We start from the raw sequence: 15,551 nt of genomic DNA, 5'->3' as shown, positions 1-15,551 counted from the left end.
TACCACCGTCGCCGACGCCAGCGCCGCCTGGGCCGTTTGACGCCCATCGAGTTCGAGACCATCATGAACACGACCGCCGCACTGGCGGCGTGACTACAACCTGTCACCTATCCGTGCAGCAGTCCCTTCATTCGTACCTGTGTCCTCGGTTGTTGTGCGGAAGCTCGGGTTGATAGTTTCTCGGGTCGTTGTACCGATCACAGTACGCACAGAAGAGCGGCGACGCAGCTTTCGCCGCGTCGCCGCTCAACTTGGAGTTCTGGATCCGGCTGCGAGGGGGGTGGCAGCCGGATCCAGAAGCCTCAGAACAACTCGTCGATGTCGACGCTCTGCTCTGCTGCCTGACGGCGACGTCGCGCGAGCAGCACGAGCAGCCCGCCGCCGACGATCATCACGGCAGCACCCGTGAGCGTCCACGGCGACAGCAGCAGACCCGTGATGGCCAGCGAGCTCGGCGTGTTGTGCACTGTCTTGCAGTCGGGGTTGCCGTCTGCCGCGTCGACGCACGCGCCGCGCGGGTCATCGGAGGTGACAACGTTGCGGAATGTCACATCCTTCTTGGCACCGACCGTCACCGAGTAGGTGATCGTCACCGTCTGGCCGACCTCGAGGTCGCCCACCCAGGTGAGCTGGTCGCCGTCGCGCACGACCTCGCCCGACGTCGCCTGAGCGTCGTCGTTCCACGAGGCCACCTGAAGGACGTCGGAGATGTCGTCGACGAGGCTCGCGCTGCGCACGGGGCCGACGCCCACCTGCGCCACGGTCACCGTGTAGGTGACGACGTTGCCCTCTGCGACCGTGGAACCCGAGGTCGGGTTCGAGGTCTTGGAGTAGACGAACTCGCCCGTGTAGGTGTTGTGCTCCGTCTGGCAGTCGGGGTTGCCGTCTGCCGCGTCGACACAGGAACCGCGCGGGTCATCGGAGGTGACAACGTTGCGGAACTCCGCATCCTCCTGGTCACCGACCGTCACCGAGTAGGTGATCGTCACCGTCTGCCCGACCTCGAGGTCGCCCACCCAGGTGACCTGGTCGCCGTCGCGCACGACCTCGCCGGACGTCGCCTGAGCGTCGTCGTTCCACGACGCCACCTCGAGCACGTCCGAGATGTCGTCGACAAGGCTCGCGCCCCGCACCGGACCGCGGCCGACCTGCTCCACGGTCACCGTGTAGGTGACGACATCGCCCTCTTCAACCGTGGAGCCCGAAGCCGGGTCGGAGGTCTTGGAGTAGACGAAGTTGCCCTTGTAGATGAAGTGCTCGGTTTCGCAGTCGGGGTTGCCGTCTGCCGCGTCGACACAGGCACCGCGCGGGTCATCGGAGGTGACCGCGTTGCGGAACTCCGCATCTTCCTGGACGTTGACCGTCACCGAGTAGGTGATCGTCACAGTCTGGCCGACCGCGAGGTCGCCCACCCAGGTGACCTGGTCGCCGTCGCGCACGACCTCGCCCGACGTCGCCGTGGCGTCGTCGTTCCACGTGGTCACCTCGAGCACATCCGAGATGTCATCGACGAGGCTCGCACCGCTCACGGAACCGGGGCCGACCTGCGCCACCGTCACCGTGTAGGTGACGACGTCGCCCTCTTCAACCGTGGAGCCCGGCTTCGGGTTCGACGTCTTGGAGTACACGAATCTGCCCTTGTAGTGCTCAGTCGTGCACGGCTCGTCCTGGCCATCGGTCAGGACACACTCGACGAACGGATCCGGCGAGCTGACGACATTGCGCAGCGTGAGGTCGCCCTCCGGCAGCACGGTCACCGAGTACGTGATCGTGACTACGTCGCCCACGGCCAACTCGCCAGACCATTCCAGCACGCCGTCTTCGTAGCTCGCATCGCCCTGGGAGGCGACCAGATCGCCGTTCCAGCTGGCATCGTCGATCACGTCGCTGAGGTCATCAGTGATGGATGCATCGACACCGGCCAGGCCGAGCTGAGTGACAGTCACGGTGTAGGTCACCGTGTCGCCAACCTGCACGTCAGAGCCAGTCACCGGGTCGGAGCCCTTCGAGATCTCGTAGGAGCCGATCTGGTGTACCGTCTGGCAGTCGGGGTTGCCGTCGGCCGCGGCGACGCAGCGCCCGCCCGGCGGCGGCGGCACGCAGCCGTCATCGTCGGTGGTGCAGGCATCGGAGACGATGTTCGCCAGCTGCCAATCGCCGTGGCCGGTGACGGTCACCGAGTAGGTGATGTCGACGACCTGCCCGACCTCGAGGTCACCGGTCCAGACGAGCTCGCCATCGGTGTACTCGAGGGTGCCGTCTGTGGCCTCGGCGTCGTCGTTCCAGGTCGCGTCGTCGAGCACAGCGGACAGGTCGTCCGTGACGCTCGCCTTCTCGACGGCTGCCGCACCGATGTGCGAGATCTGCACATGGTACGTCACCACATCGTCGGCAGTGACATCGGATCCGGATGCCGGGTCGCTGGTCTTCGAGAACCGGTAGTCGCCGACGGGGTTCGCCGGCGGGCTGCACGAGTCCACCGACTCACAACCGGGCGATGTCACGACGTTCTTGAGGATCCAGTTGCCCTCGGCTTCGATGAGGTCGGTCGTCTTGACGGTCACCGAGTACGTGATCGTCGCCACCTCGCCCACCGGCACATCGCCCTCCCACGACAACTCGCCATCCACGATGGTCGCGGCGCCATGGGTTGCTGAGACATCGCCGTTGTAGACGGCGTCGTCGAGCACATCAGACAGATCGTCCGTGAACAGCGCACCGGCTGGCACGTCGCCCTGCTGGGTGACCGTCACCGTGTACTCCACCACCTGGCCGGGAATGACCGTTCCGCCGTTGGGGTTCGAGGTCTTCTCCACGATGTAGTCAGTGACGGTGAGCGCTGCCGAGGTGCGCATCACGAGCTCGGTGTGCTCAGCACGCGCCTGCGCACTGTTGACGTACACGTCCTGCGGCTCAGCACCGTTGGTCGTGATCTGAACCTGGAAGGCAAAGCTGCCACCCGATTCGAGCACGCCTCCGATCACGCGCACAGCGGTCGGATTGGCCGGCTTGACCGTGGTCCATCCGACGGTGTTGCCGACGATGCTGCCCGCGCTGCCGTTGGATGGGTCGGCCGGGTCGTACGTGATCGTCGCAGGGTCGGCATCCGTGTAGTACACGATCGCCCCGACCGGAGCCGTCACACTGTCGAGCACGTAGCTTCCCGAGTAATCGGTGCCGCGTCCGTCGCCGTTGTACGGGAGAATGTCGATCGTGTCGGTGTAGGCCTGATCGAAGGGGTCATGCGACTCGAGCGTGATCGTCCACGACCCGGTGCCAACGCCATCGCCCGCGTTGTTGGGAATGTAGTCGACATCACTCGTCTTGATCAGGGTGGTGTACCCGTTCGCCGACGAGGTGACGGTCGCCGCAGCCGGGTTCGACGTCGCATTCGCCAACGTCGCCGTGGCCACGTTGCGGAACCGCGTACCCGGCACGATGCTGTTGTCGCCAACGACCTGATAGGTCAGCGTGTGCCATTCGTTGGTCGTGACGTCGTCGAGGGTCCAGGTCAGCACCTGGGCACCGTTGACAATCGTGACCACAGGTTCGGGGCTCGCGGAGCCCTCCACATAGGTCATGCCCGCGGGCAGGACGTCTTCGATGACGAAGTCGTCGACTTCATCGGGCCCTGCTCCCGTCCAGTTCGCGGAGTAGGTCAGAGTGAACTCGGCCGGAACACCGGGAACGAACGTCGCCTTGTCGGCCGACTTGCGGATTGCCGGGGTGGCCAGCACGATCCGCACGATGTCGCGCCGTCCGGTGGTGTGCGGGTACCGAGCGTCAGGAGTTTCCGTCCACTCCGCTTGAACATCTGGCCCTATCCAGCCGGTTGTTGGGCGCAACGTGGATCCGAATGTCCATACGTCTTGCCCGACCTCGAGATCGGCGTTGAGGCGCTGGTTCACCCGAAGGACGAAGGCGCCTGCACCCGCCTCAGCGTATGCCGACTGCAGGTAGTTAACACGCACGGCCTTGACGGTACTCAAGTCCGCCGGCGCAGTGTTGACCCAGCCTGATGTGATGCCGCAGTCGAACTGGTCGGGGTTGTATGCAGCATTGCCTGCGGCCGGATTGACTGTCGCGTCGTTACCGACGTAGTACTGGATCTGGTGTGGGGCAGACTCGATGTTCTGCACGAAGTGCGACTCATAAGTGACATATCGAGTGTCGATCGTAGTGCAGAGCGAACGCTGCTCGTTATCGGACCAGTTCGCATTGACGACCGCATCGCTCGTCCAACTCTGAATCAGGCTGCCGGCAGGCTGAGTGTAGGTGTCATCGGCTCTGGTGCCACCCGAGCCGGTGAAGGTGCGAACCCATTGGTGAACGAATGCACCAGGTAGGTTGCGGGTCTTATTCGTAGAATTGTTCGCCGTGCAGCCGAAGCCCGTAGGAGTGTCGGCTGCGTAGCAGTCCTGAAAGGTCGCCCCGTTCACGCTCGTATAGGTCGGTGCGTTCGCCGACAGCGAGAGCGAGCCGCCGGTGGTGGTGGCGACGTTGAACCACAGCTGCGCTGCGCCGATCGGCACACGGTCGGAGGGAAGAGCCTGGCTTGCGCTGTCAAGAATCGGAATCTGCGTCTGCGAGTAGTCAATGCCCGAGATGGTCAGGTCGAACTTGCCGGGCTGGCCAGCAACAGCAGTCAGTGTGCAGGAGCCAAACGCCGGCGCCTGAAGAGCCGGAGACCAGCTCGCACCGGTCGACAACGGATGCCCGGGGGAGTACGCGCCTTGCGCCGAGCAGCCGCCTGTGACTGCTTCAGTGACACCGCCGAGACCCTCGGGCTTGTCGGCGATGGTGACCACGCCTCCCTGGTTGTCGGTCAGCGTGAGCCGGTAGGTCACAGAGGCCGGCCCCGCGTCTCCGCCGGGTACGGCCCAGAGCGAGAGCTGGAAATTGGTCAGGATGCTCGTGAAGTCATCATTCCACCAGTTGCTGACGCTTGTTCCTGACCATTTCATGTCCATCGCGAACGGATTCTCGATCGGGATCTCCGGTAGATCCACAGTCTGGCCATCGATCGTGCCGCTCAGCGTGACGTGAGAGCCCGTCGGGCCTAGGACGCTCACCGGGGTCATGACGCTGACCGCAGTGCCCATGTTGACGGTGCCGAGGTTGCAGGTCAGGGTCGTCTTGTCGGTCGAGATAGCCGATATCGGATCTACGGCAACGCCCGAGTCGGGGTCTGTGGCACTGCGCAGACAGATGTCGGGGATCTCTTCGAACAGGGCGTTGTCGATGACGAAGGTCACAACGACGTTGTCGACCGGGTCGTTGCTGGGGGGAACCTCAGCGTCGTTGACATTGACTCTCCACAGCGCGGTGATGCCGTCACCGCCCTCGACGGTGCCCGTCGGCTGGTCAATCCATTCACCCTCGATCTCGTAGACCGGTGTCGCGGCGAACGCCGGCGACGCGGCGAAGAGCCCGGCGAACGCGAGTGCGCCCGTCACGATCATCGAGGCTGCGGCTCTCACGCCACGCCTACCTCGCTTCGAATCCGTCTTCGTGACCCTTGCGGACGCCTGGGCCCGCTTGAAAAGTGTCATCGCAGAGTCCCCCTCCGATAGTTGTGTGACCGGTCAACTCTGGCCTGATTCACAGCGAGAAGTCAGGCTAGTGGGCTCTTTTCATCCTTTTCTCGGCACTTTTCATCCTTTTTTGCGAAAGTCGCGCCGTGTGTCCACCCCTCCAGCGCCCTATAAGGCGCCACGCTCCCGCTCAGGAAACGTCAGGGCCGCGGCCAGGCGAGCAGCCCGCGCTCTTCGGCGGCCTGCAACGCCGCACGGCGCGATGACACCCCGAGTTTGCGGTAGATGCTCTGCAACTGGCTCTTCACGGTGTGCGGGGAGACCACCAGGCTGTCCGCGATGGCACTGATGCTGGTCTGCAGGGCGAGCTCGGCGAGCACAGCGCGTTCGCGACGGGTGAGCTCGACCGTGGGGCCCGGCGCGCTCGACAGCGGCACTGTCAGATACCGGACGAGATCCCCGGCTTCGGCATCCCTGGCGAATCCGAGCAGGGCAGAGCGCTCCCCTGGCGGCAGCAGCGCGACGTGCGACCGCGGACCGCGCAGGTTCGCGGTCGCGGCGGCGCTGGTCAGCCAGTTCCAGGCCCTGGCCGTCTCGCCCGCACGCAGCGCCGCGGCGGCACCGGCGGTCTGCGCCGCCGCACGACTGCGGATCGTGTGGCGGGGGTCGTCGAGCGCCGCGGTTGCGAGCAGCAGCGCCTCGCGCGGTCCGCGGCGACCCAGCGCCTCGATGATGCGTGCGGCAGCCAGGTGGGGGCTGTCCGCCGCCCGCCGGCGCAGCATCCTGTTCGCACGGCGCCTGTCGCCGACGGCGATCCACACCATCGCGAGCACTCCGTACAGATGGTCTGTGACGACGTCGTCGCCGACGCCAGAGGGAGCATCGTCGCGTTCGAGAGCCTCGGCGACCAGCTCGGCCTCGGCAGCTCCGTGCCCGAGTCCGTAACCGGCGACCACCGAGACCGCCGCGTGCAGCGGCCAGAACTCCCCGGGAAAGGTGGCGCCGTCGAAGCCCTGCACGAGATCGGCCGCCTGCGCGAACTCCATGCCGTCGAGCAGCATGCTGCACTGGGCGAACGTCGACGGGCCGGTGCCGTAGCGGTGCTGCCAGCCGGCGATGCGGGTATCGGCGCTCATGGCAGTGAGGTGCTTCTGCGCGCGCAGCAGATCGCCGGTGAAGGCAGTCATCCCCGCAGCGAGAGAGAGCGCGTAGCTGTAATCGACGGGCTCGGAGCACAGCGTGATCGCGCGCTCGATCGTCGACAGCGCATCGGCGAAACGCCCGGGGAGGAAGAGGGAGTAGCTGAGCTGGCGCAGCACCGTGGCGACGTGACCGTGATGCGCGTCCAGAACTGCGGGGTCGATCCGTTCGATGAGCGCGACAGCCTCAGCGGCGGCCGCGCCGGAGGCCGCGAAGTCCAACGCAAGCCGCAGCGAGACAGCGCGCATGGATGCGAGGGAGAAGGCGTCCAGGGCGGGCTCGACATACGAGGGCGCGGCAGGCGAGTCGATCGCGATGCGGAAGATGCGCGGCGCGTCGGCATGAAACGAGGCGCTCGATTTCATCGCGAGGCCGAGACCGAAGGCCAGCATGGGGTATTCCGGCAGACTCTGCTCCGGCACCTGGCGCAGCGCCGGCAGAAACCGATCGGTGGTGGAGCTGTCGATATCCGTCGCCACGAGCCGCACGAACAACGCGTCGGCGAGCCGGTAGTCGCCACCGGCGATCGCGGTCAGCAGCGCCTGGTCGTCCTCGTGGTTGGCGCTGAGCCACAGTGCCGAGGTGCTGCATCCGCGGGCGAAGCGCTCGGCATCGGCCCGCGCGCGCGACAGGAAGGAGTCCCGGATGGACTCGACGTACTGGAACGCCGGTCGGTTGTACGCATACGGAATCCACCTGCCGAAGCCGTTGCGCTCGAGCAGGTCCAGCATCCGCTGCACGTCGGATGCCTGCTCCCCGGTGAGCTGCGCGGCCAACGCGACATCCACATAGGGCGCAACGCACGTGTCGACGAGGAACTGAGCGCGCACCCCGTCGGGGATGCGCTCTTCGAGCTTCGCCGCGAGCACCGTGTCCCACTCGATCGAGCCGATGTTCGGCACGTGCCCGAGCTCGGCGAGCGCGTGCGCTGCGGCGCGCACGGTCAGCGCGTAGCCGCGGGTGGAGCGCACGATCGACTCGGCGACGCCGGTGCTGTCGGAGGACTGTCCGCACAGCAGCGCCTGCGCCTCGTCGACGGTGAACGCCAAGTCGCTGTAGGTGATGGTGCGCGCGATCAGCTCCGAGTCCTGATCCGCCTCGGACAGCGAGGTGCGCCCGCGCGTCGAGACCACCAGCCGCAAGCCGGATGCCGCCCGCACGAGACGCAGCAGATCCTCGTCGACGCGGGGGATGGCATCGCCGAGATGCTCGTACGCATCCAGGATCAGGGTGACCTCGCCGACGTCGCGCAGCAGTGCAGCGGCCACCTCGACGGGATCGATGTTCGTCTTCAGCTGCTCGCTCGCCTGTGCGGCGGCATCGCCGTTGAGCGCACCCAGCCGGCGAGCGGCGGCGTTGAGATGCTGCCAGAACGCCTGGCGGGTGCCGATGCCCTCAGCGAGCGAGACCCAGATCGGCAGCTTCCCCTGCTGCAACGCCCAACTGCGCAGCAGCGTCGTCTTCCCGCATCCGCTCGGGCCGGACACCACGCACACGCGCACGAGAGGAGAATCGAGAATGCGGTACAGCCGCGGCCGATCGATGATGCCGGCCAGCGCCACGGCGTCGTGAGCTTCTGTCACTTCCACTTTCTCCCCAGACGACCCCCTCAGTTCGACGAATGAAACCCGCTCCCTGCCCGGTTTCTGAGCGTCCTTCCCCCGGTTCCTGAGCGAGGAGCGGAGCGAGACGAAGGGCGTCCTCCGTCTCGCTCCGCTCGCTCAGGAACCGGAGGGAGCGCACTCACTCGGGAACCGGGGGAAGAGGCTCAGCTGTCTGACGACACCCGTCGCCGCCTCATGATCATCAGGACGGCACCGGCGCCGATGAGCGTCAACGCACCCACGATACCGAACGTCCAGATCGTTCCGCCGGTCGTCGCGAGACCCGTCGTCGGGGCGGTCGTCGGGGCGGTCGTCGGATCAGGCGTCGGCGGCACCGTCGGAGGCACCGTCGGCGGAGGCTCCACCGGGGGAACCGTCGGAGGAATCACCGGCGGCTCCACCGTCACATCGAACGAGAGCCCCGCACACGCCTCCACACCGGACGCGACCTCACCCTCGGGCACACACGCCGTGTTCACGACACGCTGGTCACCAGCACCCGTCAGAACAACCGAATACGTGATCACCGCGCTCTCACCCGCAGCAAGCGGACCCGACCAGGTGAGCACACCGTCAGAGACCACCGGCGCATCACCCACCGTCGAGACCGCGTCCCCCGCATACTCGGCATCATCGAGCACATCGCCGAGATCATCAGACACACTCGCAGGCTCATCAGCCGTGTAATCACCGGAACCATCATTCGTCACCGTCACCGTGAAGGTCACCGTGTCACCGTCAACCGGCTCCGCCGCAGCATCCGACACCTTCGACACCGACAGGCTGCGAACGATGTTCGAATCCTCCGCCGTAGCGGTCAACGTCTCACCCGGGAAGCCCGGATCCGGCGCGCTCACCGTTGCCGCGTTCACCAGCGGCGATGGCGCGCCCTCGAGCACCCGCACGCTCACGTGCACCTCCGTCGTACTCGACGGTGCAAGCTCCTCCAGCGTCCAGGTCACGCTCTGTCCGGCCGCAGTGCCGTCGGCATCCGCCGAAACGAACTCCAGCCCTTCGGGCAGGGTATCGGTCACGACCGCACCGCTTACGGCCTCAGCGACGAGCGTGTTCGTCACCGTGATCGTGTAGGTGTACTCTGCACCGACCTTCGTGGCGGTGATGCCGTCGTCCTTCGTGATCACGAGTTCTCCGCGAACCGCCGCGAGCCGCGCACATGCGCTGTCGGCGTTGTTCGGTTCGATCGGGTCGAATACGTCGCCCGACACCTCGGCGGTGACGCACAGCTCCTCCCCGGGATCGGCGGTCACGAGCACCGGGAACGACAGGAGCTCAGAGTCGTCCTCCAGCAGCTCACGCGCCTGCCCGCCTGCGTCAACCGGCGCGCAGGTCAGCGTCGCAGCACCCGCAACCGGAGCAGCGCCACCGCCGTCGGCCGCACAGCTCCAGCCTGCGACATCCAGGCTGGTCAGCGTCAGTCCTGCGGGAATACCGAGAGAAGCGGATGCCGGCGCTGACGCCGAACCGCCGTTATTCGTCACCGTGTAGGCAAGGGTCGTCGGTCGCCCTGACTGCAGGTTCTCGAACGTCGTCACCTCGATGGCCAGATCGGCCTCCTCCAGGGTGACGCACACCGGCAGCGGCTCTGAGGGCAGTGTCTGCGACGAGTCGACGGCAACCGTGTTGCACGCCTTCTGGTCGGCCTCAGGGGAGCCTGCGACAGCGGCCGTATACACGACCTGCACCGAGGCGCCGGCGTTCAGCGTGCCAGCGGTCAGCCGCAGGGCCTTCTTGCCCTCAGGGGTCGAATCCCAGTCGTCCACCGTGCCCGCTGCTCCCGGGTAGACCTCGGGGCGGGAGGGGTTGGTGGATGCCGAATACGCCAAGGTCACACCGGCTGACACCGAGGTGACCGACTGCAGCACGAGGTCGAACTCCGAGCCGCGCGACGGCGGACCCGCGAGCAGACCCGTGTCATTCGGGTAGGGCAGCACGTCGTAGCCGACGACATTCGTCAGCGCGGTGCTCCCCGCGTTCGAGAGAGTCACCCTGTACTTGATGTCGGTCGCGTTCAGCGGCACGAAGTAGTCTGCGGTCGCATCCGACACCCAGTTGCAGCCGTCAGCGGCGCTCGTATCGGGCACGCACAGTTCTTTGACGACGCCGACGACGCTCGGCGCCTGCACAACGGTGAGGCCGGGAGAACCGTTGCCAAGAGCGAAATCCTCTGTCGTGATGCCGTCACCGTCAACATCGCCAGCGTCGACGACGTTGCCTGGCGAGCCGCGGAAATCGTTCGCGTCGACCGCATAGTAGCCGGTTGCATCAGACAGCGTGCCGCTGGCATCGCCCATCCACACGCCGGCGACGCCCGCGTTCGGGGCGGTGGATGCCGTGACGGTCGGCGTCGCCTGAACGGTCATATCGGGCCACGTGGCAGCCGCCGTGCCCGGCGCGATGGACGAGGGCCACGTCGCGACGACCACGGATCGGGACACCCCGCCGATGGTCTTCGTTGCGTACTCGTAGGTCACGCCAGCGGGCGCGCCGGCGATCGTCGCCGAGCCCGGCACAACCGTCCAGCCCACCGGGGCGAGGAACACCTGCTGCGGTGTGATCTCGGTGCCAGGCCACACGCCGCTCGTGCCGCCACGCACCGTGTACGTCACCGGAACGCCAGGATTCAGCTGCGCGCCACCGACAACCGGCGAGCCGACGAACGTGGCGGTGATCGCCGGGCTGGGACGGGTGAACTGGATCGTCGCGCTCCGCGTCTGGTTCAGCGCGAGCGGGATGACCTCGATGTCGGGGTACCCCGGGTAGGTCATCTCGATGTTGGCGGTGTTGGTGCGCTGCTCTCCGAGAGGCGCGGTCGAGCTGATCCGCATCCAGTAGGCCACAGAGAACCCGGTCTCACCGGTATCGGTCTTCTGGATTCGACCAGCCGCGATCGGAGCGCTCGTGACTTTGGCGCTGATGTAGTAGGTGTCCCCTGGGGCTGTGAGCGCCTGATTCGCCGCAAGCACGGTTGTGCCGGTCACACCGTCGCTGCGCACCCACTCGACGGTGGCTCCTGCCCCTGATGGCCGAAGCTGGTAGACCGGCGCATCGGGCTGCGACAGGTTCGGCTCATCGATGATCGCAACCCCTGGCACGTTGCCGCGGTTGGCTACGGCGACCGACCAGTACAGCGACGTGCGGTCTGCGTCGCCCGGAGCCGGGATGTTTGCCGCTGCCACGCCTGAGCCCATGTTGCCGTCGCCAGGGTTCGACGCACCCCCGGCCACGGTCTTGCTGACGTTGATGCCGCCGAATGGGTCCCAACAGGCCACCTGCTGATTGGTCTTCGTCGCGGTGACCGACTTCGTGGTCTTCGCGGCGTCGAGATAGGTGACGGTGACATCGACCGAGCTGGTCACGGTTGTGGCGAAGTTGCAGCCGTTTGCGTCGGCAGCCGGGAAGTTGGTTCCGGGGAAGGTTAGAGTGACGGCACGCGGGTTCCAGTTGGCATAGTTGTCGTCGCCGAGAACGCTGCCGGAAGGGTTGTCGTCGGCGGGACCGTTAGCGCCGAAGTTCGACTGGTTGTATCCGAACCCGCCACGGGCGGCGTACTTCGGATCGTCAGCGGAGCCGACCTCCCAGGTCACGGTGTGCGCGGCATTGTCGATGACACCGCCGTACGCTGCCGTCTGAATGACCGCCTCCGGCGGTGCGTGGTACACGACCTTGTAGCTCCCGGCCGCCGCATAGGCTGCGTCGCCGGTGATTCTGCCGGCGTTGCCCGCCAGGTAGGTGTTGCCGACGCCCATGGTGACGTTGACCAGGACGGATTCATCGGTCTTCACGCTGTTGGCTGTGTTGACCCCCGCACTCGGCCCGCTGGGGACGGCGACGTGCCAGGTGACGGGTGCGGAGGCACCGGTCACCGGGGCGACCGCGGTGTCGGAGGTGGCGGTCGCGGCCATCTGGATCTGGAAGCCATCGGGGTAGAAAGAACCGTAAGGAATCGCCGCCTGCGTGTCGCTGGAGACGGCGTACCTGATCGTGAACGAGCCACTCGTGCCGGCGGGGAGGTCGCCGAGCGTCACGAGCTTGCCGGTGACATCGGTGCCCGACACGGTGGCTGCCGTCGTCGAAACGTACTTGAGCAGGAAGCGATCGGCGGGCAGAACGCTGTTCGGGCTGGGCTGCGAGGGCGAGAACTGGAGCTGAGTGTTGCTGCACGCTCCGTTCGTGCACCTGTACTGCACGTCATAGGTGATCGTGTTGTTGTGCTGGCCGTCGGCGATGCTGGTGATGACCGAACCGTCGGTGGTGTCCACCGGCGTCAGTTGAACGGTCAGCACGCCATCACCTGCCGCCATGGCCGCAGAGGGGACGCCGATCACCAGGCCCGATGCCACCAGCGACGCGACGACGCCGAGGTAGCTGCCGATCCGCCACGGGCGGCGCCTGGCGCCTGCCTCGCGGCGGGAAGTCCTTGACGTCGCGAAAAGTCTCACGGTTAGCCCTCCGTATGCTGTGCGGCTCTGCGCCGAACTTCTTGAATATATCGGACTCGAGCCCGCGGACGAAGCGGAGACCATTTCGCGGGCACCTTGACTTGAGGCACGACGGAGATCGACTCTCCTGGTTCAGGAGCGAGGTCGCGATTCCGTCTCGACGTGCGCTGCCGGCATCCGCTCTCACGGTTCCGGTCGCATCTCGTGCCGCTTCGGCATCCGCCTCCTCCGTTCCGGTCGCATCTCGTGCCGCCTCGGCATCCGCCTCCTCCGTTCCGGTCGCGATTCGTGCCGCTAAAACTTCCCCGAAGCGACACAGAACGCGACCGGAACGAACACGGCAGGCGCGAGAGCGACACGGATTGCCGAATAGTGCCAGAGGCATTTTCGACGAGAGCAGCAACCGGGGGCGCTGCGTAAGGATTCCGTGAGGACGGCCCATCGTCGGCGTAGGGATTGCGTGAGGATCGCGAGAGCGCCCATCGGGCGAGCGTAGGCTCGCCGGTCGTGTCACACGATCACGGGGAGAGTCCCGACGCACCGCAGCTCGTCAAGCGCATCCTCATCGGCGATGTGCTGCCGAGCGAGCAGGCCGACCACCAACTGCTGCCGAAGAAGATGGCACTGCCGATCTTCGCCTCCGACGCCCTGAGCTCGGTGGCCTACGGCCCGCAGGAGATGCTGATGACCCTGGCGCTCGGCGGGCTGGCGTTCCTCGCGTTCGCCCCGTGGGTCGCTGCGGCCGTGGTGATCCTGCTCGTCGTGGTGGTGCTCAGCTACCGCCAGCTGATCAAGGCGTACCCCTCGGGCGGCGGCGACTACGAGGTGGCCTCGAAGAATCTCGGTGAGGTAGCAGGTGTCGTCGTGGCCGCGGCGCTGCTGGTCGACTACATCCTCACCGTCTCGGTGTCGATCGCCTCCGGCGTCGACAACATCATCTCTGCAGTGCCCGAGCTCGATCCGCTGCGCGTCGAGCTCGCCGTCGGCTTCGTGATCCTCATCGTCATCGTGAACCTGCGCGGCGTGCGCGAAGCATCCACCGTCTTCGCGATCCCCACCTACCTCTTCATCGGCTCGGTCGCGCTGATGATCGTCACCGGCCTGATCCGCACCGTCCTTGGGGACGCCCCGGTTGCCGACAGCGCCGCCTACCAGGTGCAGGGCGAACACCTTGCGGATGCCGCGATCATCCTGCTCGTGCTGCGAGCCTTCTCCAGCGGATGCTCCGCCCTCACCGGCGTCGAAGCCGTGTCCAACGGGGTGCAGGCCTTCCGCACCCCGAAGATCCGCAACGCCCAGATCACGCTCGTGATGATGGGGTCGATCGCCGCTCTCCTCTTCGCCGGCCTCACCGCGATGGGACTCATCACGGGAGTCCACTACGCCGAAGACGCCTGCGACCTCATCGGCTTCGACTGCTCGCAGCCCCAGCCCAGCGTGATGGCACAGGTCGCGAGCGCGACCTTCGGCGCCGGCAGCATCGGATTCTTCATCATCCAGGCGGCGACCGCCTGCGTGCTGCTGCTCGCCGCCAACACCGCCTTCAACGGCTTCCCGCTGCTCGGCGCTGTGCTCGCCCGTGACGGCTACGCCCCGAAGTCGCTGAACACCCGGGGCGATCGCCTGGTGTTCTCCAACGGGATGATCGTGCTCGGCATCGCAGCGATCGTCGTGCTCGTGGTGTTCCAGGCGAAGCTGACCACTCTTATCCAGTTGTATATCATCGGCGTGTTCGTCTCGTTCTCGCTGGGGCAGATCGGCATGGTGCGTCACTGGCAGCGGGTGCGGCGGCAGGGCCGGGCAGGAACAGCTCAGCCCTCGGCATCCGATCTGCGCGGAGTCTGGACGGGTCTTGTCATCAACGCCGTCGGCGCGGTCTTCACTGTGCTCGTGCTGATCATCGTGACCATCACCAAGTTCACCCACGGCGCGTACCTCGTGTTCATCGCCATCCCGCTGCTGGCGTTCCTGATGATGGGCGTCAAGCGCTATTACCGCGATGTCGAGCACGAGATCGCGATCGACGACAGCACACGGTTCGGGGCCATCGGCGACGTCGCCCTCGTGCTCGTGAACCGGCTGCAGAAGCCCGTCGTGAAAGCGGTCGACTACGCCGTGGCTGCCCGACACGGCACCACCATGGCCGTGCACGTGTCGGTGTCTGCGGACGAGACCGCGCAGTTGCAGAAGGAATGGGTCGACCACCTCATGCCGATCCCGCTCGTGATCGTCGACTCCCCCTACCGATCCTTCGCGCAGCCCATCGCCGGATTCATCAAGAAGCATCGTGAGAAGCACGGCCCCTCGGTCGTCACGGTCTACCTGCCGCAGTACATCGTCGGCCACTGGTGGGAGTCGTTCCTGCACAACCGCCGCGCCAAGCGCATGGCGAACCAGCTCATGCTCGTGCACGGGGTATCGATCACTCTCGTGCCCTGGCTGCTCGATTCGTCGGAGCTCATCTATGGACGCCGCTCGCGGCCGGTGCCGGGGCAGGAGCGCGCCGGACGCCCCGTCGTCGTGCACGGCCGGCGCGCGCACCGCCCCGGAGGGCCGCCGTCGGTGGATGTGTCGGAAGCGTGAGCGGCGCGGCGCTCGCGATCGCGATCTCGATCTCGATCTCAACCTCGATCTCACCGTTCCGGTCGCGATTCGCGCCGCTTCGGCATCCGCCTCTTCCGTTCCGGTCGCGATTGGTGCTGCTTCGGCGTCCGCCTCCCCCGCTCCGGTCGCACTTCGTGCCGCTAAAACAT

At 66.3% G+C, this 15,551-nt stretch carries 5 protein-coding genes; 1 reads left to right on the top strand and 4 read right to left on the bottom strand.

All coding sequences use genetic code 11. The annotated features are described in order from the left end of the window. Positions 1-127: 127 nt before the first annotated feature. The 4 genes from QM568_RS14120 to QM568_RS14105 form a co-directional block, all read right to left on the bottom strand. Positions 128-250, bottom strand: a complete 123-nt coding sequence (locus QM568_RS14120; RefSeq protein ID WP_415139814.1) for a GH-E family nuclease — start codon at positions 248-250, stop codon at positions 128-130. Between the two features lie 52 nt (positions 251-302). After that, complete coding sequence (locus QM568_RS14115) at positions 303-5,480, bottom strand: hypothetical protein (protein ID WP_415139813.1); 5,178 nt, start codon at positions 5,478-5,480, stop codon at positions 303-305. 254 nt (positions 5,481-5,734) lie between these two features. After that, a complete protein-coding gene (locus QM568_RS14110; protein ID WP_415139812.1) occupies positions 5,735-8,317 on the bottom strand; it encodes a LuxR C-terminal-related transcriptional regulator in 2,583 nt (860 codons plus the stop codon). Between the two features lie 185 nt (positions 8,318-8,502). After that, on the bottom strand, positions 8,503-12,798 hold the full coding sequence (locus QM568_RS14105) for a hypothetical protein (RefSeq protein ID WP_415139811.1): 4,296 nt from the start codon (positions 12,796-12,798) through the stop codon (positions 8,503-8,505). A 618-nt stretch (positions 12,799-13,416) separates the two neighbouring features. Between QM568_RS14105 and QM568_RS14100 the strand changes: the two genes are divergently transcribed. Then, positions 13,417-15,381, top strand: a complete 1,965-nt coding sequence (locus tag QM568_RS14100; protein ID WP_415139815.1) for an APC family permease — start codon at positions 13,417-13,419, stop codon at positions 15,379-15,381. The last annotated feature ends 170 nt before the right edge of the window (positions 15,382-15,551 follow it).

It is taken from the genome of Microbacterium sp. (genome assembly GCF_047607465.1).
Taxonomy (GTDB): domain Bacteria; phylum Actinomycetota; class Actinomycetes; order Actinomycetales; family Microbacteriaceae; genus Microbacterium.
This window is presented reverse-complemented; position numbering and strand designations above follow the sequence as displayed.